This window comes from Burkholderia sp. AU27893 (genome assembly GCF_002223205.1).
Classification (GTDB): Bacteria; Pseudomonadota; Gammaproteobacteria; order Burkholderiales; family Burkholderiaceae; genus Burkholderia.
Genome location: NZ_NKFD01000001.1, coordinates 41,823 through 61,398, shown reverse-complemented (window position 1 = coordinate 61,398; position 19,576 = coordinate 41,823). Strand labels below are relative to the sequence as shown.

The 19,576-nt window shown below is 67.3% G+C and carries 18 protein-coding genes; 13 read left to right on the top strand and 5 right to left on the bottom strand.

All coding sequences use genetic code 11. The annotated features are described in order from the left end of the window. From fliP to CFB47_RS00190, 11 genes are all read left to right on the top strand, one after another. Positions 1–762 carry a flagellar type III secretion system pore protein FliP gene (fliP, locus tag CFB47_RS00240; protein ID WP_089455315.1) on the top strand — a complete coding sequence of 254 codons (762 nt, stop codon included), beginning with the start codon at positions 1–3 and terminating at the stop codon, positions 760–762. A gap of 20 nt (positions 763–782) precedes the next feature. Then, on the top strand, positions 783–1,055 hold the full coding sequence (gene fliQ / locus CFB47_RS00235) for a flagellar biosynthesis protein FliQ (RefSeq protein WP_039351961.1): 273 nt from the start codon (positions 783–785) through the stop codon (positions 1,053–1,055). 23 nt (positions 1,056–1,078) lie between these two features. Continuing rightward, positions 1,079–1,861, top strand: a complete 783-nt coding sequence (gene fliR / locus CFB47_RS00230) for a flagellar biosynthetic protein FliR (protein ID WP_089460226.1) — start codon at positions 1,079–1,081, stop codon at positions 1,859–1,861. Between the two features lie 166 nt (positions 1,862–2,027). Continuing rightward, positions 2,028–3,032, top strand: a complete 1,005-nt coding sequence (locus tag CFB47_RS00225) for an ABC transporter substrate-binding protein (RefSeq protein WP_089455435.1) — start codon at positions 2,028–2,030, stop codon at positions 3,030–3,032. Positions 3,033–3,153: 121 nt separating this feature from the next. Next, entirely contained in the window at positions 3,154–3,951 is a 798-nt protein-coding gene (locus tag CFB47_RS00220) for an ABC transporter ATP-binding protein (protein ID WP_039351969.1), read from the top strand. 37 nt (positions 3,952–3,988) lie between these two features. Further along, positions 3,989–4,846, top strand: coding sequence for an ABC transporter permease (locus CFB47_RS00215; protein WP_089438879.1), 858 nt, complete (start codon positions 3,989–3,991; stop codon positions 4,844–4,846). Positions 4,847–4,934: 88 nt separating this feature from the next. Next, complete coding sequence (locus tag CFB47_RS00210; RefSeq protein ID WP_089455313.1) at positions 4,935–6,302, top strand: sensor histidine kinase; 1,368 nt, start codon at positions 4,935–4,937, stop codon at positions 6,300–6,302. 13 nt (positions 6,303–6,315) lie between these two features. Then, the gene (locus CFB47_RS00205) at positions 6,316–6,993 is read left to right on the top strand and encodes a response regulator (protein WP_069246727.1); all 678 of its coding nucleotides are present in this window, start codon (positions 6,316–6,318) and stop codon (positions 6,991–6,993) included. 281 nt (positions 6,994–7,274) lie between these two features. Continuing rightward, positions 7,275–8,405, top strand: a complete 1,131-nt coding sequence (locus CFB47_RS00200) for a porin (protein WP_089455312.1) — start codon at positions 7,275–7,277, stop codon at positions 8,403–8,405. Positions 8,406–8,742: 337 nt separating this feature from the next. Then, a complete protein-coding gene (locus CFB47_RS00195; RefSeq protein ID WP_089460225.1) occupies positions 8,743–10,761 on the top strand; it encodes a site-specific DNA-methyltransferase in 2,019 nt (672 codons plus the stop codon). Further along, positions 10,761–13,787 (top strand): type III restriction-modification system endonuclease, encoded by a 3,027-nt coding sequence (locus CFB47_RS00190; protein ID WP_089460224.1) that lies wholly within the window; start codon positions 10,761–10,763, stop codon positions 13,785–13,787. The genes CFB47_RS00195 and CFB47_RS00190 overlap by 1 nt, the downstream gene beginning before the upstream one ends. Positions 13,788–13,886: 99 nt before the next feature. On the opposite strand, the gene CFB47_RS00185 is transcribed toward CFB47_RS00190, so the two are convergent. The 4 genes from CFB47_RS00185 to egtB all read right to left on the bottom strand — a co-directional run bounded on the left by CFB47_RS00185 (position 13,887) and on the right by egtB (position 17,004). Further along, positions 13,887–14,141: a hypothetical protein gene (locus tag CFB47_RS00185; RefSeq protein WP_089438875.1), complete on the bottom strand. Its 255-nt coding sequence runs from the start codon at positions 14,139–14,141 to the stop codon at positions 13,887–13,889. A gap of 43 nt (positions 14,142–14,184) precedes the next feature. Beyond that, positions 14,185–14,487 carry a hypothetical protein gene (locus tag CFB47_RS00180; RefSeq protein ID WP_089438874.1) on the bottom strand — a complete coding sequence of 101 codons (303 nt, stop codon included), beginning with the start codon at positions 14,485–14,487 and terminating at the stop codon, positions 14,185–14,187. A 296-nt stretch (positions 14,488–14,783) separates the two neighbouring features. Then, complete coding sequence (egtD, locus tag CFB47_RS00175) at positions 14,784–15,797, bottom strand: L-histidine N(alpha)-methyltransferase (protein ID WP_089460223.1); 1,014 nt, start codon at positions 15,795–15,797, stop codon at positions 14,784–14,786. Beyond that, entirely contained in the window at positions 15,781–17,004 is a 1,224-nt protein-coding gene (egtB, locus tag CFB47_RS00170; RefSeq protein WP_089460222.1) for an ergothioneine biosynthesis protein EgtB, read from the bottom strand. Before egtB ends, egtD begins: the two co-directional genes overlap by 17 nt. 551 nt (positions 17,005–17,555) lie before the next feature. On the opposite strand from egtB, the gene CFB47_RS00165 reads away from it, so the two are divergent. Beyond that, positions 17,556–18,032 (top strand): carboxymuconolactone decarboxylase family protein, encoded by a 477-nt coding sequence (locus CFB47_RS00165; protein WP_089460221.1) that lies wholly within the window; start codon positions 17,556–17,558, stop codon positions 18,030–18,032. Then, positions 18,032–18,913 (top strand): sigma-70 family RNA polymerase sigma factor, encoded by an 882-nt coding sequence (locus tag CFB47_RS00160; protein WP_089460220.1) that lies wholly within the window; start codon positions 18,032–18,034, stop codon positions 18,911–18,913. Before CFB47_RS00165 ends, CFB47_RS00160 begins: the two co-directional genes overlap by 1 nt. 109 nt (positions 18,914–19,022) lie before the next feature. On the opposite strand, the gene CFB47_RS00155 is transcribed toward CFB47_RS00160, so the two are convergent. Beyond that, entirely contained in the window at positions 19,023–19,526 is a 504-nt protein-coding gene (locus CFB47_RS00155) for a DUF2628 domain-containing protein (protein WP_089460219.1), read from the bottom strand. Positions 19,527–19,576: the final 50 nt, after the last annotated feature.

Below are 19,576 nucleotides of genomic sequence, written 5' to 3'. Positions count from 1 at the left end.
ATGAAACACGCCTTCCTGCATCGCGCGGCGCGCCTCGCGCCCGTGCTGATCCTCTGCCTCGCCCCCGCGCTCGCGTATGCGCAGGCGAACGGCCTGCCCGCGTTCAACGCGAGCCCGGGCCCGCATGGCGGCACCACGTATTCGCTGAGCGTGCAGACGATGCTGCTGCTCACGATGCTGTCGTTCCTGCCGGCGATGCTGCTGATGATGACGAGCTTCACGCGCATCATCATCGTGCTGTCGCTGCTGCGCCAGGCGCTCGGCACCGCGACGACGCCGCCGAACCAGGTGCTCGTCGGCCTCGCGATGTTCCTCACCTTCTTCGTGATGTCGCCGGTGCTCGACCGGGCGTACAACGACGGCTACAAGCCGTTCTCCGACGGCTCGATGCCGATGGAGCAGGCCGTGCAGCGCGGCGTCGCGCCGTTCAAGACCTTCATGCTGAAGCAGACCCGCGAGACCGATCTCGCGCTGTTCGCGAAGATCTCGAAGGCCGCGCCGATGCAGGGGCCCGAGGACGTGCCGCTGTCGCTGCTGGTGCCGGCGTTCGTCACGAGCGAGCTGAAGACCGGCTTCCAGATCGGCTTCACGGTGTTCATCCCGTTCCTGATCATCGACATGGTCGTCGCGAGCGTGCTGATGTCGATGGGGATGATGATGGTGTCGCCGTCCACCGTGTCGCTGCCGTTCAAGCTGATGCTGTTCGTGCTGGTCGACGGCTGGCAGCTGCTGATCGGCTCGCTCGCGCAGAGCTTTACGTAAGCCGCGGAGGAACACGCACGATGACGCCCGAACAAGTGATGACGCTCGCGCACCACGCGATGATGGTCGGCCTGCTGCTCGCGGCCCCGCTGCTGCTGGTCGCGCTCGCGGTCGGCCTGGTCGTGAGCCTGTTCCAGGCCGCGACGCAGATTAACGAGGCGACGCTGTCGTTCATCCCGAAGCTGCTCGCGGTCGCCGCGACGCTCGTGATCGCCGGCCCGTGGATGATGACGACGATGCTCGACTACCTGCGGCAGACGCTGCTGCACGTCGCGACGCTCGGCGTCGGCTGAGCCGCGCGCACCACCCGGCGGCGATGTTCTCGGTTACCTACGCGCAGCTCAACGGCTGGCTCACGGCGTTCCTGTGGCCGTTCGTGCGGATGCTCGCGCTCGTCGCGACCGCGCCCGTCGTCGGCCATGCGTCGGTGCCCATCCGCGTGAAGATCGGCCTCGCCGCGTTCATGGCGCTCGTCGTGGCGCCTACGCTCGGCGCGATGCCGGACGTCACCGTGTTCTCCGCGCAGGGCATCTGGATCGTCGTCATGCAGTTCCTGATCGGCGTCGCGATGGGCTTCACGATGCAGATCGTGTTCGCGGCCGTCCAGGCGGCCGGCGACTTCATCGGGCTGTCGATGGGGCTCGGCTTCGCCACCTTCTTCGATCCGCACACGAGCGGCGCGACGCCCGCGATGGGCCGCTTCCTGAACGCGGTCGCGATGCTCGCGTTCCTCGCGGTGGACGGCCACCTGCAGGTGTTCGCCGCGCTCGCCGCGTCGTTCCAGTCGCTGCCGGTGTCGGCCGACCTGCTGCACGCGCCCGGCTGGCGCACGCTCGCCGGGTTCGGCACGACGGTGTTCGAGATGGGGCTGCTGCTCGCGCTGCCGGTGATCGCGGCGCTCCTGATCGCGAACCTCGCGCTCGGCATCCTGAACCGCGCGGCGCCGCAGATCGGCGTGTTCCAGGTCGGCTTTCCCGTGACGATGCTCGTCGGGCTGTTGCTCGTGCAACTGATGATCCCGAACCTCGTGCCGTTCGTGGCGCACCTGTTCGACATGGGGCTCGACGCGATGGGCCGCGTGCTGACCGGGTGGCGCTGAGCGCCTGCCGCCCCCGATTCCCGCCTGTTCCGGCCCTGCGTTGCTGGAAAACCCCTAAAGGAACCGCCAACCCGCGAAAGGTTGCAGAAGGTTTCGCCTCCCTATACTCGTCGTGACGATGCAGCAAGCATCGCGCCACATGAATACAACGAACGGAGACGACCCGATGCGACCCATCCTGCGCACCCTCGCCGTTGCAGCCAGCCTGAGCTGCGCGCTTGCCGCTCAACCCGCTTTCGCCGACGACGGCGGCAAGATCACGATCATGGTCGGCGGGATCGCGAAGCTCATCTACCTGCCCGCACGGCTCACGCAGGAACTCGGCAACTTCAAGGCCGAAGGGCTCGACGTCGAGCTGCTGTCGCAGCCGGCCGGCGTCGACGCCGAGAACGAACTGCTGGCAGGCGCCGTGCAGGGCGTGGTCGGCTTCTACGACCACACGGTCGACCTGCAGAGCAAGGGCAAGGACGTGAAGGCGATCGCCGTGCTCTGCCAGGTGCCGGGCGAAGTCGAGATGGTGTCGACCAAGGCCGCGCCGACCTTCAAGTCGATGGCCGACTCGAAGGGCAAGACGCTCGGCGTGACGGGCCTCGGCTCGTCGACGAGCTTCCTCACGCAATACCTCGCGCTGCAGCATGGCGTGCAGTCGACCCAGTACACGATGCTGCCGGTCGGCGCCGACGCGAGCTTCATCGCCGCGATCAAGCAGGGCCGCATCGATGCCGGGATGACGACCGAGCCGACGGTGTCCGCGCTCGAGAAGATGGGCGACGCGAAGGTGCTGGTCGACCTGCGCACGCTGGAAGGCACGCGCGCCGCGCTCGGCGGCACCTATCCGGCCGCGAGCCTGTACGTGCAGTCGGCCTGGGCCGATGCGCACAAGGATCAGGCGACCAAGCTCGCGCATGCGTTCGCGAAGACGATGCAGTTCATCCACACGCACAGCGCCGAGGAGATCGCCGCGAAGATGCCGGCCGACTACCAGAAGGACAAGGCGCTGTACGTGAGCGCGCTGAAGGCGTCGCTGCCGATGTACACGGCCGACGGCAAGATGCCGGCCGACGGCCCGGCGACCGTGCTGAAGGTACTGTCGGCGTTCAACCCGTCGGTGAAAGGCAAGCACATCGACCTGGCGCGCACCTACACGAACGATTTCGTGAACGCGAAGTAAGCGAACCCGGCAGCGGCGCCGGCGGCGGCGATCCCGCCGCCGTGCGTGCCCCGTTCCGGCCCGGTTGACCGGCCCGGCGTCGCCACGATGCGACGCCCTCCTCACCCGCAGGATCAATGCGATGAACCAGGCAGTTTCCCCAAGCACACCGGCGATCGAGTTTCGCAACGTGTCGTGCCGCTTCATTTCGCCGGAAGGCAAGGCCACCGTCGCGCTGCGCGACTTCAGCATGAGCGTCGCGCGCGGCGAGTTCATCGCGATCGTCGGCCCGACCGGCTGCGGCAAGTCGACCACGCTGAACCTGATCACCGGGCTGCTCAAGCCCGCAACGGGCGAAGTGCGCGTGATGGGCCGTCCGGTCGACGGGATCGACCCGCGCATCGGCTTCGTGTTCCAGGCCGACGCCGTATTCCCGTGGCGCAACGTGATCGACAACGTCGCGGCGGGCCCGCTGTTTCGCGGCCGCTCGAAGGACGTCGCGTACACGCAGGCCGAGGAATGGATCCGCAAGGTCGGCCTCGACAAGTTCACGAAGCACTACCCGCACCAGCTGTCCGGCGGGATGAGGAAGCGCGTCGCGCTCGCGCAGACCTTCATCAACCAGCCGGAAATCCTGCTGATGGACGAGCCGTTCTCCGCGCTCGACATGCAGACGCGCACGCTGATGCAGGACGAGCTGCTGCAGCTCTGGTCCGCGAACAAGGGCTCGGTCGTGTTCGTCACGCACGATCTGGAAGAGGCGATCGCGCTGGCCGACCGCGTGTTCGTGCTGACCGCGCGGCCCGCCACGCTCAAGCGCGTGTACGAGATCGACCTGCCGCGCCCGCGCGTCACGTCGGAGATCCGCTACGACACGCGCTTCATCGAAATTTCCAAGGACATCTGGCACGACCTGCGCGAAGAAGTGCAGATCGGCTGACGCATACGCTCAAGGCAAGGACCGCAAGGACAGGAGCATGACCGACATGACGCTTCCCCCCACCGCCATTCCGGCGACGTCGCTCGAGGACGAGTCGCGCGCCGCTCAAACCCGCCTGCGCCGCCGCCGGCAACTGATCATCGGCCTGCGGATCGCCGTGCTCGTGATCGTGCTGGGCGGGTGGGAACTCGCCGCACGGCTGAAGTGGATCGATCCGTTCTTCTTCTCGCAGCCGACGCTGATCTTCGCGCAGATCCAGGACTGGTTCGTCAACGGCACGTCGCAGGGCCCGCTGCTCACGCAGGTGTGGGTCACGCTCGAGGAAACCGGCATCGGCTTCGTGATCGGCTCGGTGGCCGGCGTGATCTGCGGAATCGTGCTCGGCCGCAACAAGCTGATGGCCGACGTGTTCGGCCTGTACATCCAGATCGCGAACTCGATTCCGCGCGTCGTGCTCGGCTCGATCTTCGTGATCGCGCTGGGCCTCGGGATGGCGTCGAAGATCGCGCTGGCCGTCGTGATGGTGTTCTTCGTCGTGTTCGGCAACGCGTTCCAGGGCGTGCGCGAAGCCGACCGCTACCTGATCGCGAACGCGCAGATCCTCGGTGCGTCGCGCCGGCAGATCACCACGTCGGTCGTGATCCCGTCCGCGCTGAGCTGGATTCTCGCCAGCCTGCACGTGAGCTTCGGTTTCGCGCTGGTCGGCGCGGTCGTCGGCGAATTCCTGGGTTCCAAGCAGGGCATCGGCCTGCTAATCTCCACCGCCCAGGGCGCGTTCAACGCGAGCGGCGTGTTCGCGGCGATGATCGTGCTGGCGGTGGTTGCGCTGGCCGCCGACTACCTGCTGACGTGGCTCGAGAAGCGGCTGCTGAAGTGGCGCCCCGCGGCGTTCTGAACGCCGCAGACGGACGCCTGACATGACACACCCGACCGCGCCGGCGACCCCGGCGCGGTTCGGCATTTCGGAGAAGGAGCGCAACGGGATGGCGCACAGCCTGCGCGGACGGCTGCTGTGGTGGCTGCTGCTGCCGCTCGCGGTGTTCGTGCTGATCGCCGGCGCGATGTCGTACGACACCGCGCGGACCACGGCCGCGCTCGTGCAGGACAGCGCGCTCGTCGCGTCGGCGCGCACGATCGGCGAGGACGTCGAATGGCGCGACGGGCGGCCGGCGGCCGACGTGCCGCCCGCCGCGCTGGAGATCTTCGAATCGCCGTCGCGCGACTCGGTGTTCTACAAGGTGATCGACGGCCATGACGGCCTGCTCGCCGGCAATCCCGCGCTCGACCTGCCGGCGCGGCACGGCGTCGAGCCGACGCTGTACGACACGTCGCTCGACGGCGTGCCGCTGCGCGCGGTGGCCTACGACCGCCAGCTGTACGACGAGGGGCAGATCGAGACGGTGACGGTGGTCGTCGCGAAGACGACGCGTTCTTACGGCGCGATGGTCGCGACGATCTGGCGGCCGCAGCTCGTGCGCCTGTCGCTGATGCTGGTGCTCGCGGTGGTGCTCGTCTATCTCGGCCTCACGCTCGAGCTGCGCCCGCTGATGAAGCTGAAGGACGACGTGGCCGACCGCGGGCCGATGGAGCTGGAGCCGATCCGCCCCGAGCGGCTGCAGCACGAGTTGCGGCCGATCGTCGACGCGATCAACCAGTGCATCGCGCGGCTGAACACGCACACGGCCACGCAGCGCCGTTTCATCGCGGATGCCGCGCATCAGCTGCGCACGCCGATCGCGGTGCTCGATACGCAGATCCAGTACGCGCAGCAGCGCGGCAACGACGATCGTGAACTCGCGTCGGTGCTCGACAGCATGCAGCGCAGCAGCCGCAAGATGGCCGACGTGACCGACAAGCTGCTGCTGCTCGCGCATGCGGAAGCGACGCCGTCGACGCTGCTGACCCATCGCGTCGATCTCGCGGCCGTGGTGTCGAGCGTGCTGGAAGAGACGATCGTGCTCGCGCAGCAGCGCAATATCGATCTCGGCGCCGATCTCGGTGAACGGCTCGACGTCGCCGGCAGCGACAGCCTGCTGACCGCGCTGGTGATGAACCTCGTCGACAACGCGGTGCGCTATACGCAGCCGGGCGGCTGCGTGACGGTCTGCGCCCGCCGCGACGGCGACGCAATCGTGCTCGACGTGGTCGACAACGGCCCCGGCATCCCGGCCGAGGCGCGGCCGCACGTGTTCAAGCGGTTCTACCGCGTGTCGGCCGACACCGAAGGCTCGGGCCTCGGGCTCGCGATCGTCCGCGAGATCGCACAGGCGCACGGTGGCAGCGTTTCGCTCGCGCCGGGCGCCGGCAATCGCGGTATCGTCGTAACCGTACGGCTGCCCGCCTACGATTGAAGAGAACGCCGTCATGAAACTCCTGCTGGTCGAAGACAACGCCGAACTCGCGCACTGGATCGTGAACCTGCTGCGCGGCGAGGATTTCGCGGTCGATGCCGTCGGCGACGGCGAGCGCGCCGATACGGTACTGAAAACCGAACGCTACGACGCGGTGCTGCTCGACATGCGCCTGCCCGGCATCAGCGGCAAGGAAGTACTCGCGCGGCTGCGACGCCGCAACGACAACGTGCCGGTGCTGATGCTGACCGCGCACGGCTCGGTCGACGACAAGGTCGACTGCTTCGGCGCGGGCGCCGACGACTACGTCGTGAAGCCGTTCGAATCGCGCGAGCTGGTTGCGCGGATTCGCGCGCTGATCCGCCGGCAGGCCGGCGTCGGCACGACGCAGCTCGTGTGCGGCGATCTCGTCTACGCATTCGGCACGCGCGAATTCCGCTGCGGCGAAACGGTGCTCGCGCTGCGCCGCCGCGAGCATGCGATCCTCGAAACGCTGATGCTGCAGCAGAACAAGACGGTGTCGAAGGCCCGCCTGATGGACAGCGTGTTCGCGCTCGACGACGAGCCGAGCGCCGACGCGATCGACATCTACATCCACCGGCTGCGCAAGCATCTCGCGGGCAGCACGGCCGAGATCATCACGCTGCGCGGGCTCGGCTACATCCTGCGCATGAAGAGCACGCAGGACTGACGGGCCGCTTTGCGCGCCCTGAATACCGATTCGTAGCACGAAACGTCATCGACGCATGCCGGCGCCCCCGGCTTGCCTGCTTCCGCCCGCCTGCCCGATCCGCGATTGTTGCGCGTTCGGTGTTTTCACCGATCCGATTCTTGCGCCCGGGAAAGCGTCGTGAAGGATTGCACCCTCTACGATGCTACGCGTCGGCCCTCTCGCTGTGGCCGGCAAGAGTCGGCATACATTGCGTACTGCCAACGACCAGATTCCAATGCGGCAGCTCGGAGGAGACGATCTTGAAACGAAAAACCCTTGCCCTTTCCATCGCGGCGGCTGGCCTGTGCGCCGGCACCCAGGCGCATGCGCAGTCGAGCGTGCAGCTCTACGGCCTGATGGACCTGAGCTTTCCGACCTACCGGACCCACGCCGACGCGAACGGCAATCACGTGATCGGGATGGGCAACGCAGGCGAGCCGTGGTTCAGCGGCAGCCGCTGGGGCCTGAAGGGCGCTGAAGACATCGGCGGCGGCACGAAGATCATCTTCCGCCTCGAAAGCGAATTCGTGGTCGCGAACGGCCAGATGGAAGACGAAGGCCAGATCTTCGACCGCGACGCGTGGGTGGGCGTCGAGGACGAGCGTTTCGGCAAGCTGACGGCCGGCTTCCAGAACACGATCGCCCGCGATGCGTCCACGATCTACGGCGATGCGTACGGTTCCTCGAAGCTGTCGACCGAGGAAGGCGGCTGGACCAACTCGAACAACTTCAAGCAGATGATCTTCTACGCGGCCGGCCCGACCGGCACGCGCTACAACAACGGCGTCGCGTGGAAGAAGCTGTTCAGCAACGGCATCTTCGCGAGCGCCGGCTACCAGTTCAGCAACTCGACCGCGTTCGCGACCGGCTCCGCGTACCAGGTCGCGCTCGGCTACAACGGCGGGCCGTTCAACGTGTCGGGCTTCTACAACCACGTGAACCACGACGGTTACCGGAACCAGACGTTCTCGGTCGGCGGCAACTACACGTTCGACATCGTGCGGCTGAACGCCGGCTACTTCCGCTACAACGGCGACCAGGGCTCGCTCGGCCAGCGTCACGACGATTCGTGGACGGTGTCGATGAAGATCGCGCCGAAGGGCGCGCTCGACTACGAGCTCGGCTACCAGCAGATGCGCATCAAGAACGCCGCGAACAACGCCGACGGCTTCACGCCGAATGCGAACCTCGGCGCGTTCAGCCTGACCAACGGCGTCGCCAACGGCTTCAAGGAAACGATCTACGGGTCGGTGTTCTATCACCTGAGCAAGCGCACCGAGGTCTACCTGGCCGGCGACTACATGAAGCTGCATGGCGGCTACACGGTGTCGTCGACGTTCGGCGCGAAGAACCAGCTCGAACTGACGTCGGGCATCCGCACGCGCTTCTGACCCGAAACGGGGCCCGACGGGCCCCGTCCCGCCCTCCGTCCGGGATTCTCCATGCGGGCACGCCGGCGCTGGGCGCCGACCGTGCCCTTTTTTTCGTCCTTTCCGGCGGGCTCCGGCGGATGCCCTCCAGTCGGCCGCCGGCCGACCTTGCGACAACCCGCCCGAATCCGCTTGCGGCCCGTCCGGCGGGCAATCGCGGCCGATGCCCGCACGATCGCCTCACATCGGCGCTTGACCTCGGCCGGGTGACTCGATAGCGTTTCGGGTTTGCCCGGGTGGCCGTTGCCGCCGCTGCCGTGAGTGCGCCCGATGTCCTGGCGCGCGCGGCCGGGCTCCGATGGAAAAGACGATGCAGAAACTCGATGCGGCCAGCCCGCAGGCGATGTCGACGGATTTCACCGCCGACAACGTCGCGCGCCTGAAGGCGCTGTTCCCCGAACTCGTGACCGAAGGCCCCGACGGCGCGTCGGTCGACGTCGACGTGCTGAAGGCGCTGGTCGGCGACCGCACGGTCGGCGACGCCGAAGAGCGCTACGGCTTCCACTGGCACGGCAAGCGCAGCGCGCGCCAGGCCGCGCTCACGCCGTCGACGGGCACGCTGCGGCCCTGCCCCGACGACAGCGTCGCGTGGGACGACACGCGCCATCTCGTGATCGAGGGCGACAACCTCGACGTGATGAAGCTGCTGCACAAGAGTTACGCAGGCAAGGTGAAGCTCGTCTACATCGATCCGCCGTACAACACCGGCAGCGATTTCGTCTATCCGGACGACTTCAGCGACAGCATCCGCCACTACCTGGCGATGACCGGGCAGACCCAGGGCGGCGCGAAGCGCAGCACCAACACCGAGGCGAACGGCCGGTTCCACACCGACTGGCTGAACATGATGTATCCGCGCCTGAAGCTCGCGCACGCGCTGCTGTCCGACGAAGGGCTGATCGCCGTGCACATCGACGAGCACGAAGTGCATGCGCTCGTGCTGATGCTGCGCGAGATCTTCGGCGAGGAGAACGAGCTCGGCGTGGCCGTGTGGGACAAGCGCAACCCGAAGGGCGACGCGCGCGGCGTCGCGTACCAGCACGAATCGCTGGTGCTGTTCGCGCGCAATGCCGAGACGCTGCTCGAACAGGCGCCGCTCAAGCGCCCGAAGCGCAATGCGCAGCGCATGCTCGATGCCGCGCACGACGCCGTGTACCGCAGCGGCAACCCGAAGGACGCGCAGAAGGCGTACCGCGCATGGATGAAGGCGCAGACCAACCTGTCCGGCGGCGAGGTGATGTACGACCGATTGTCGCCGGAAGGCCGCGTGTACCGCCTCGTGTCGATGGCCTGGCCGAACAAGAAGAAGGCGCCGGACGAATATTTCACGCCGCTGATCCACCCGGTTACCGGCAAGCCGTGCGCGATGCCGGCGCGTGGCTGGCGCAACCCGCCCGCGACGATGCAGGCGCTGCTCGAGCGCGGCCAGATCGAATTCGGCCCGGATGAAACCACGCAGCCGCAGCGGATCTACTACCTCGACGAGAACATGTACGAGAACGTGCCGTCGGTGCTGCCGTTCGCGGGCTCCGACGACGCGCTGCTGAAGACGCTCGGCATCCCGTTCGACCTGCCCAAGCCGGTCGATTTCGCGGCGGCCGTGATCGGCTGGTGCACGCGCGGCGACGACATCGTGCTCGACTGCTTCGCCGGCTCCGGCTCGACCGGCCACGCGGTGATGCAGGTGAACGCGACCGACGGCGGCGCGCGCCGCTACATCCTCGTGCAGCTGCCCGAGGCGCTCGACCGGCGCGACAAGACGCAGACGGCGGCCGCCGACTTCTGCGCGAAGCTGAAGAAGCCGCTGACGCTCGCCGAAATCACGAAGGAGCGCCTGCGCCGCGCCGCGCAACAGGTCGCGCGCGACTATCCGGAAAGCTATGGCGACCTCGGCTTTCGCGTGTACCGGCTCGACACGACCAACGTGATCGAGTGGGATCCGCGCCGCGACGACTTCGACCACGCGCTCTTCGCGTCCGTCGAGCACGTGAAGACCGGCCGCAGCGAGGACGACCTGCTCGCCGAGCTGACGCTGAAGCTCGGCCTCGACCTGTGCACGCCGGTCGAGCATCACCAGGTGGCGGGCAAGACCGTGCACCTGATCGGCCGCGCGATCGTCGCGTGCTTCGATGCGCGCATTTCGCGCGACGACGCGGGGCCGCTGGCCGACGGCATCGTCGACCTGCTCGATGCGACCGGCACGACGCACGACGTCACGTGCCTGTTCCGCGACAGCGGCTTCGTCGACGACGTCGCGAAGCTCAATCTCGCCGCGCTGCTCGAACAGCACGGCGTGAAGCGCGTGCGGAGCCTGTGATGCGGCTGCATTTCGAAGCGGATCTCGACTACCAGCGCGAGGCGATCGACGCCGTCTGCGACCTGTTTCGCGGCCAGGAATCGTATCGCGGCGACTTCAGCGTGCTCGCGAACGCCGCACCCGGCACGACGGCCGCCGCGCAAGGCTCGCTCGGCTTCGCGGTGTCGGAGCAAGGCGTCGGCAACCGGCTGTCGCTGACCGACGACGCGCTCGCGCGCAACCTCGCCGACGTGCAGCTGCGCGGCGGGCTGCCGCCGTCCGGCCAGCCCGGCTCGCGCGATTTCACCGTCGAGATGGAGACCGGCACCGGCAAGACCTACGTGTACCTGCGCACGATCTTCGAGTTGAACCGCCGCTACGGCTTCACGAAGTTCGTGATCGTCGTGCCGTCGATCGCGATCAAGGAAGGCGTGCACAAGACGCTCGCGATCACCGAGGATCATTTCCGCGCGCTGTACGCGGGCGTGCCGTACGACTACTTCCTGTACGACTCCGCGAAGCTCGGCCAGGTGCGCCACTTCGCGGCGAGCGCGGCGATCCAGATCATGGTGATGACGGTCGCGGCGATCAACAAGAAGGAAATCAACAACCTCTACAAGGACAGCGAGAAGACCGGCGGCGAGAAGCCGATCGACCTGATCCGCGCGACGCGGCCGATCGTGATCGTCGACGAGCCGCAAAGCGTCGACGGCGGGCTCGAAGGCCGCGGCCGCGAAGCGCTCGCCGCGATGGCGCCGCTCTGCACGCTGCGCTATTCGGCCACGCACGTCGACCGTCACCACATGGTGTACCGGCTCGACGCGGTCGACGCGTACGAGCGCAAGCTGGTCAAGCAGATCGAGATCGCATCGGCGATCGTCGAGGATGCGCACAACAAGCCGTATGTGCGGCTCGTCGGCGTGTCAAACCGGCGCGGCGCGATCAGCGCGCGCATCGAGCTCGACGTCGCGACGGCGGCCGGCGTGAAGCGCCAGATCGTGTCGGCCACCGACGGCGACGATCTCGAACGCCTGACCAAGCGCGCGCTGTACGCGGGGCTGCGGATCGGCGAAGTCCATGCGGTGAAGGGCGCCGAATACGTCGAGCTGCGCCATCCGGAAGGCGAGGCGTTCCTGTCGCTCGGCGAGGCGTTCGGCGACATCGACACGCTCGCCGTGCAGCGCGAGATGATCCGCCGCACGATCCGCGAACATCTCGACAAGGAACTGCGCCTGGCCGAACGCGGCGTGAAGGTGCTGTCGCTGTTCTTCGTCGATTCGGTCGAGCGCTATCGCCGTTACGACGAGAACGGCATGCCCGCGAAGGGCGACTACGCGCTGATCTTCGAAGAGGAATATGCACGTGCGGCACGCGTGCCGGCCTACCGCGCGCTGTTCGACGGCGTCGACGTCGCGCTCGAAGTCGGCCGCGCGCACAACGGCTACTTCTCGATCGACCGCAAGGGCGGCTGGACCGACACGAGCGAAAGCAGCGCCGCGGCCCGCGAGAACGCGGAGCGTGCGTACGGCCTGATCATGCGCGAGAAGGAAGCGCTGCTGTCGTTCGACACGCCGCTGAAGTTCATCTTCTCGCACTCGGCGCTGAAGGAAGGCTGGGACAACCCGAACGTGTTCCAGATCTGCACGCTGCGCGACATCCAGACCGAACGCGAGCGCCGCCAGACCCTCGGCCGCGGGCTGCGCCTCGCGGTCGACCAGGACGGCGAACGCGTGCGCGATCCGAGCGTGAACACGCTCACCGTGATCGCGACCGAGCGCTACGAGTCGTTCGCGGAGAACCTGCAGAAGGAAATCGAGGCCGATACGGGCATCCGTTTCGGGATCGTCGAGGAACACCAGTTCGCGGCGCTGCCCGTGCAGGAAGGCGACGGGCCCGCGCATGCGCTCGGCGTCGAGCTGTCGCGCGTGCTGTGGAACCACCTGCACGAGCAAGGCTACGTCGACGCGCAGGGCAAGGTGCTCGACCGGCTGAAGGATGCGCTGCGCCAGAGCGCGCTGGTGCTGCCGGAGGCGTTCGAGATGTTGCGCGCACCGATCGTCGCGACGCTGCGCAAGCTGTCGGGCCGCTTCGCGGTGCGCAACGCGGACGAGCGCCGTGCGATTGCGCTGCGGCGCGATGCGTCGGGCAAGGCCGTCGTGTTCGGCGAGGATTTCCGCGCGTTGTGGGACCGCATCCGCCATCGCACGGTGTACCGCGTCGAGTTCGACAACGCGAAGCTCGTGCGTGACTGCGCGGCCGCGCTGCACGACGCGCCGGACATCGCGCGCGCACGGCTGCAGTGGCGCAAGGCCGAGATCGACATCGGCAAGGCCGGCATCGAGGCGATCGAGGTGGCCGGCGCCGGCACGGTGCTGCTCGACGAAGGCGAGCTGCCGCTGCCCGACCTGCTCACCGAGCTGCAGGACCGCACGCAGCTCACGCGCCGTTCGCTCGCGACGATCCTGGCCGACAGCGGCCGGCTCGAGGATTTCCGCGTGAATCCGCAGCAGTTCATCGCGGTCGCGGCCGATGCGATCAACCGCTGCAAGCGCCAGGCGCTCGTCGCGGGCATCGCGTACCGCAAGCTCGGCGAACGCCATGTGCATGCGCTCGAATCGTTCGAGAGCGAAGCGCTGACCGGCTACCTGCGCAACCTGCGGCCCGATGCGCAAAAGTCGATCCACGAGGCGGTCGTGTGCGAGACGGACGCGGAGCGCGCGTTCGCCGATGCGCTCGAGGCGCACGACGGTGTGAAGCTGTATGCAAAGCTGCCTGCTTGGTTCCGCGTGCAGACGCCGCTCGGCAGCTATCACCCGGACTGGGCGGTGCTCGCGGAACAGGACGGCGGCGAACGGCTGTACTTCGTCGTCGATACGCCGAATGCGGACGGCCACGTGCCGAGCGAGCACGAGCGCGCGAAGCTCGCGTGCGGCGAGGCGCATTTCCGGGCGCTGGTGGACGGCGACGGCGCGGCGCGCTTCGTGCGCGTGAGGCAGGCGGACGCGTTGTTCGAACCTGCGACGCCACGGGCGAGCGCCGGGCAATAAGACGAAGGGCGGCGATGAGCCGCCCTTTTTTCATGAGGCACGCACCGGGCGCGCCGGTCGAGGCAGGCGGCCGCAGCGCCGCCCCGACAACGATGACGCTTACTGCGCCGGCTGCATGCCCTGCGCGGCGGCCCTGTGTTGCGCGGCCTGCTCCTGAGCCTGCTTCTTCGCCATGTGGTGGCCGACGATACAGCCGCCCACCGCGCCGACGACCGCGTGGTGCCCCGCATAGTGGCCGGCCACACCGCCGACCACCGCGCCCTTCATGCAGCCCGCCGCGTGCGCGCTGCCGATGGTGGCCAGCGCAACGACGGCCGCGGTGGCACACAGCCTGATGTGTCGAATGGGCATCATGTTTTCATTCTCCTCATGTGGAGATCAAGTCGAGCCGCTTCGCTCAATCCCAGCGGCCGCCACGCCAGCCGCCGCGATCGCGCCACTCGTGCTCGCGCCATTCACGGCGGCGCCACTCGTGTTCGCGCCATTCGCGCTCACGCCAGCCGTCGCCGCGCCAACCGTCATCGCGATAGCCGACCGGCGCGTACATGACGGGCGGAGGCGGCGCCACGTAGACGGGCGCCGGCGCCACATAGGTGGGTACGCCGATGCCGACCGACAGGTCGACGTGGGCCGAGGCGACGCCCGAAGCTGCCAGCGCCGCTACACCGAGAACTGCACCGAGAATGAGTTTCTTGTTCATCTCGCAACTCCCTGCACGTGTCGTGCGTCATGTGAATACGGTTCGGAGTCTAGGCACCGGACACAGACACAGGTGAAACGGGTATGCGAGACAGGTAACGGACGTTTACAGGCGCCCGCAAAGCCTTGCGGGACAAGGAAGAGGCGGCATTCCAAACACCGTTGCAGCGGTGCATCGGGTCGGTAAAAACGGGATTTTCGGTACGAAACCGGGCGATCGGCACGGGCAGGCGAGCATTCGAAAGCGCGGAAAGCGAACCGCCCGCACCATCCGCGAGCGGTTCACAAGCACGCGCATCACGCGCGGATATCGTCGACGCTGCGCAGCCAGTGAACGCTGAACAGGTTGTCCGTGTCGGTCCACACGGTATCGGGCACGAATCCGGCGCGGCGTGCGATCGCATGGAAACCGTCGATCGTGAACTTGTGCGAATTTTCCGTGTGGATGCGCTCGCCGGCGTCGAAGCGGAATGCGTGGCCGCGCACGTGCACGGTCTGCGCGACGTCGCTGACGAGATGCATCTCGATACGCTGTCGCGCAGGGTCGTAAAACGCGCAATGCGAGAACGCGTCGACGTTGAAATCCGCACCAAGCTCGGTATTCGCGCGCACCAGCAGGTTCAGGTTGAACTGCGCGGTCACGCCCTGCGCATCGTTGTACGCGTCGTGCAGCGTGCGCTCGTCTTTCACGAGGTCCGCGCCGACCAGCAAGCCGCCGCCACGCAGCAGCCGCGCGGCATCGCGCAGGAACGCATCGGCTTCTTCCGGTGTGAAGTTGCCGATCGTCGAACCGGGAAAGAAGCCGATGCGCCGCGCCGGTGTCGCGGTCAGCTCGACCAGTTGCTCGGCCTTCGTGTAATCGGCCGCGATCGGCGCGACGTCGAGCCACGGATAGGCCGCACGCAGCCGCGCGGCGGCGCCGTGCAGGTAGTCGGCCGAGATGTCGACCGGCACATAGCGCGCCGGCGCGTTCGCATAGTTGCCCGCGAACGCGTCGAGCAGCACACGGATCTTCTCGAGCGAGCCCGCGCCGAATTCGACGAGTTCCGCATGCGGGCCGACGCGCCGCACGACCTCGGCCGCGCGATCGCGCAGGATGCTGAGCTCGGTGCGGGTCGGGTAATACTCGGGCAACTCGCAGATGCGATCGAACAGCGTGGAGCCGGCCGCATCGTAGAAGTATTTCGGCGGAATGCTGCGCGGCGTACGCGACAGCCCGTCGATCAGGTCGCGCTCGAACGCGCTCGGCCGCGAATCGCGGGCGGGTTGCTGGCCACCGCTCGTGGCCGTCTGGTCAGACGTCTCGCGCAAGTCGCACCCCCGTGAACTGCCAGCGCGCGGCCGGCGGAAAGAAATTGCGGTACGTCGGCCGTTCGTGTCCGGGCGGCGTCGCGATGCTGCTGCCGCGCAGGACTTGCTGGCCGACCATGAACTTGCCGTTGTATTCGGCCGCTACCCCGACGAGCGGCCGAAAGCCCGGATACGGCTCGTAGGACGAGCGCGTCCATTGCCACACGTGCCCGAGCATCTGCCGGATGCCTTCGGCGGGGAACGCGGCTTCCCATTCGAATTCGGTCGGCAGGCGGGCGCCCGCCCATTCCGCATACGCGGCCGCTTCGTAGAAGCTCACGTGGCACACCGGCGCGTCGGGGGCGAGCGGCTCGACGCCGTGCAGGCCGAACGTGCGCCGTACGCGCGTGGCGGCCGCATCGTCGTCGTCGGGCATCCAGTACGCGGGCCCTTGCCACCCTTCCCGCTGCACCGTGGCCCAGCCGTCCGACAGCCAGAACTCGGGGCGCGTATAGCCGCCATCGGCGACGAACGCCGCGAATTCCGCATTCGTCACCAGGCGGCTCGCGATCTCGTACGGCCGCACGAGCGCCGTATGGCGCGGCCGTTCGTTGTCGAACGAGAACGCCTCGCCGTCGTGGCCGATCTCGACGAGCCCGCCCGGCTGATGCAGCCAGTGCTGCGCGCCGGCGTCGCCCGCGGCCATCGCGCCCGCGTCCGTCCCGTTGCGCGGCCGGAACGCCGGCTTCAGCGGGTTGCACGAGAACGCGTGCAGCATGTCGGTGACGATCAGCTCCTGATGCTGCTGCTCGTGATGCAGCCCGAGTTCGACCTCGGGCGCGATCGTCTCGAGCAGCGCCGCATCGGCATCGGCCAGCGCGCGCAGCATCGCGTCGTCGACGTGCTGCCGGTACGCATGCACCTCGTCGAGCGACGGGCGCGTGAGCAGCCCGCGTTGCGGCCTCGGATGGCGCGGGCCGAGCGCTTCGTAATAGGAATTGAAGAGGAACTGGAAGGCCGCGTTGAACGGCGCGTAGCCGGGCACGCGTCGCATCAGCACGACGGTTTCGAAGAACCAGGTCGTATGCGCGAGGTGCCATTTCGTCGGGCTGGCGTCGGGCATCGACTGCACGGCCTGATCCTCGGCGGACAACGTCGCGGTCAACGCGACGCTATGGGCGCGCACGTCCTGGTAACGGCGCTGAAGCTGTGATGCAAGGAGGCTCATCGGTTTACCGTCCACGTCGCGATTCGCTGCGTTGCGTGTTGCCGGAAAAAGGAAAGCCTTGCGCGTGATGCGCGCGGCTGACGTGCGACCTGCTGCTGCGTCGTCGGGCAGCCGGCGCGCGCGCCGGGCCGCGGATGCGGCGTCACTTCATCTGCCCGTGCAGAACAGTATGGGCCAGAAATGTGAATGTTGCTGACCGAGATGCGGATGAAACGGCAGATAAATGTAAATGAAAGCAACCGATCACCTGCCAATTGCTGACATCAGCACGTATCGAGGAGCATGCGGAGGGGCACGCGTCGGCCGTTGTGATCGACGCACGCCGCGGGCGTGATCGTCTCCCTGATTTGAATGCGAAATCGTCTGACCAGCATTTGGGTGCGAAGCATGCTCGCCGCGTTTGTTGCGTTCGACGATCACCCTGCCCGCTCTTCCCCCGCGGCCTTCCGCGCCGATCCGCTCACCGGCTTCGAAAAAAATTTTGCGTCGATGTCACACACGCGGGGGCTCGCTCGTCATATCACCGGAACCCACACCAAAGGAGACGGACCATGACTGCGAAACTCAACCCGTTTGCCGCCGCACCCGCGCTGATGAAGCACTGGATGACCGTCTCGGTCGCCGCCGCGCAGAGCCTCGAGCCGACGCTGGTCGAGCTGGTCAAGATCCGCGCATCGCAGATCAACGCATGCGCGAACTGCATTAACATGCACGCGGCCGAAGCCCGCGAGCAAGGCGAGACCGAGCAGCGCATCTACCTGCTGTCCGCGTGGCACGAAGCGCCCTGCTACACCGACCGCGAACGCGCGGCGCTCGGCTGGACCGACGCACTCACGCGACTGTCGGAGGGCCACGCGGCACACGAAGCGGCCTACGCGGCGCTGAACGACCACTTCAGCCAGGAGGAACAGGTGAAACTCACGCTGATGATCAACGTGATCAACGGCTGGAACCGGCTCGCGGTCGGCTTCGGGCTGTGGATCGAACCGGCCGAAGCAAAGGCCGCCGCCGCGAAGATGGTGGCCTGATGCCGAACCTCGACCCGGCCAACGGCAGCGCCGAAGCACGGGCCGATGCGGCGGCGAGCTTCGACCCGCTGCGTCGCACGCTGATCCGCGTCGCGTACCGGATGCTCGGTTCCGTCGCGGATGCCGAGGACATGGTGCAGGAGGCGTTCATCCGCTGGATGGACGTCGACCGCGCCGAGGTACGCGTGCCGGAAGCGTTCCTGCGCCGCATGGTGATGCGCATGTGCCTCGACCAGCTGAAGTCCGCGCGGCACCAGCGCGAGACTTATGTCGGTCCGTGGCTGCCCGAGCCGGTCGTCCAGGAAGACGAACAGGAAGACGTCACGCTGCCGCTGCTGCTCGCGCTCGAACGGCTCTCGCCGCTCGAACGCGCGGCGTTCCTGCTGCACGACGTGTTCGGCCTCGAGTTCGACGAAGTGGCCACGACGATCCAGCGTGACCCGGCCGCGTGCCGGCAGCTCGCTGCGCGGGCCCGCACGCATGTGCGCGAGGCGCGGCCGCGCTTCCATGTCGAGAAGCAGCGCGGGATCGAATTGGCGGAGGCGTTTTTTGCGGCGTCACGCAGCGGCGACATGCGCGCGCTCGGCGCGATGCTCGCCGAGGACGTGAGCCTGCACGCGGATGGCGGCGGCAAGCGCCCGGCCGCGGGCATACCGGTGCTCGGCTTCGAGCGTGTGATGAAGGTGCACGAGTACCTGGCCAGACTGTTCGCCACGCATGCGTCGAAGCTCGTGCGTACGGGGTTCATCAACGGACTGCCGGGTTTCGTTACGCAGGAAGCGGACGGCGAGCTGCAAACCACGGCGCTCGAGATCGAGGACGGAAAAATCGTCGCGATCTATGTCGTGCGGAATCCTGACAAATTGAAGCATCTGCATTGAGGGTGGTGGGATCGCGCGTCGGGTGCTGTGCGCATGCGCGGCCGCGATGCGGCCTTTTTCTTCGCCCTGCCGCCCTGCTTTACCGGCTGCCGGCCGCCGGCTCCTGCGATCAATACGTCCCGGCCACGATGTAGATCAGGAAGCCCAGCAACGGCGTCGCGATCGCGAAACCGGCTGCCGCGAGCCAGTTCGTGCCGCCCTGCGCTTCCAGCAGCGCGAGCAATGATTCGCGGGACGTCGCGCTCGGGCGCAGTTTTTCGATCTGGCGAACGACGTGCGTCCTGTAGAGGCTGTTCCCGCACCAGCCGAGCGTGACCGCGATCCCGATGGTGACCGGGTCGAACGTGGCCGATTCGAAGTAACGCGGGAAGAACAGCAGCTCGACCAGCGTGATCGCGAGCGTCGCGCCAAGGACGGCCGCCGCCTGCCAGTACATGCAGCGATACGCCATCCACACCGGGCCGAGGAAACAGGCGGCCCAGTTCCACGACTGCCGGTTCTTTCGCGATGCGGCGATCTCCCACTTCCTTTCGAACCAGGCTGCTTTCTTGCCGACGTAAGCGGCGATCTCGTCGTTGCTCGCGGAGGATGTGGCGGTCGTGACGTCGGACATGGTCGTGTGCTCTCAGTCGCGCGGATCGCGCGTCGTTGTTTTGATGTGTT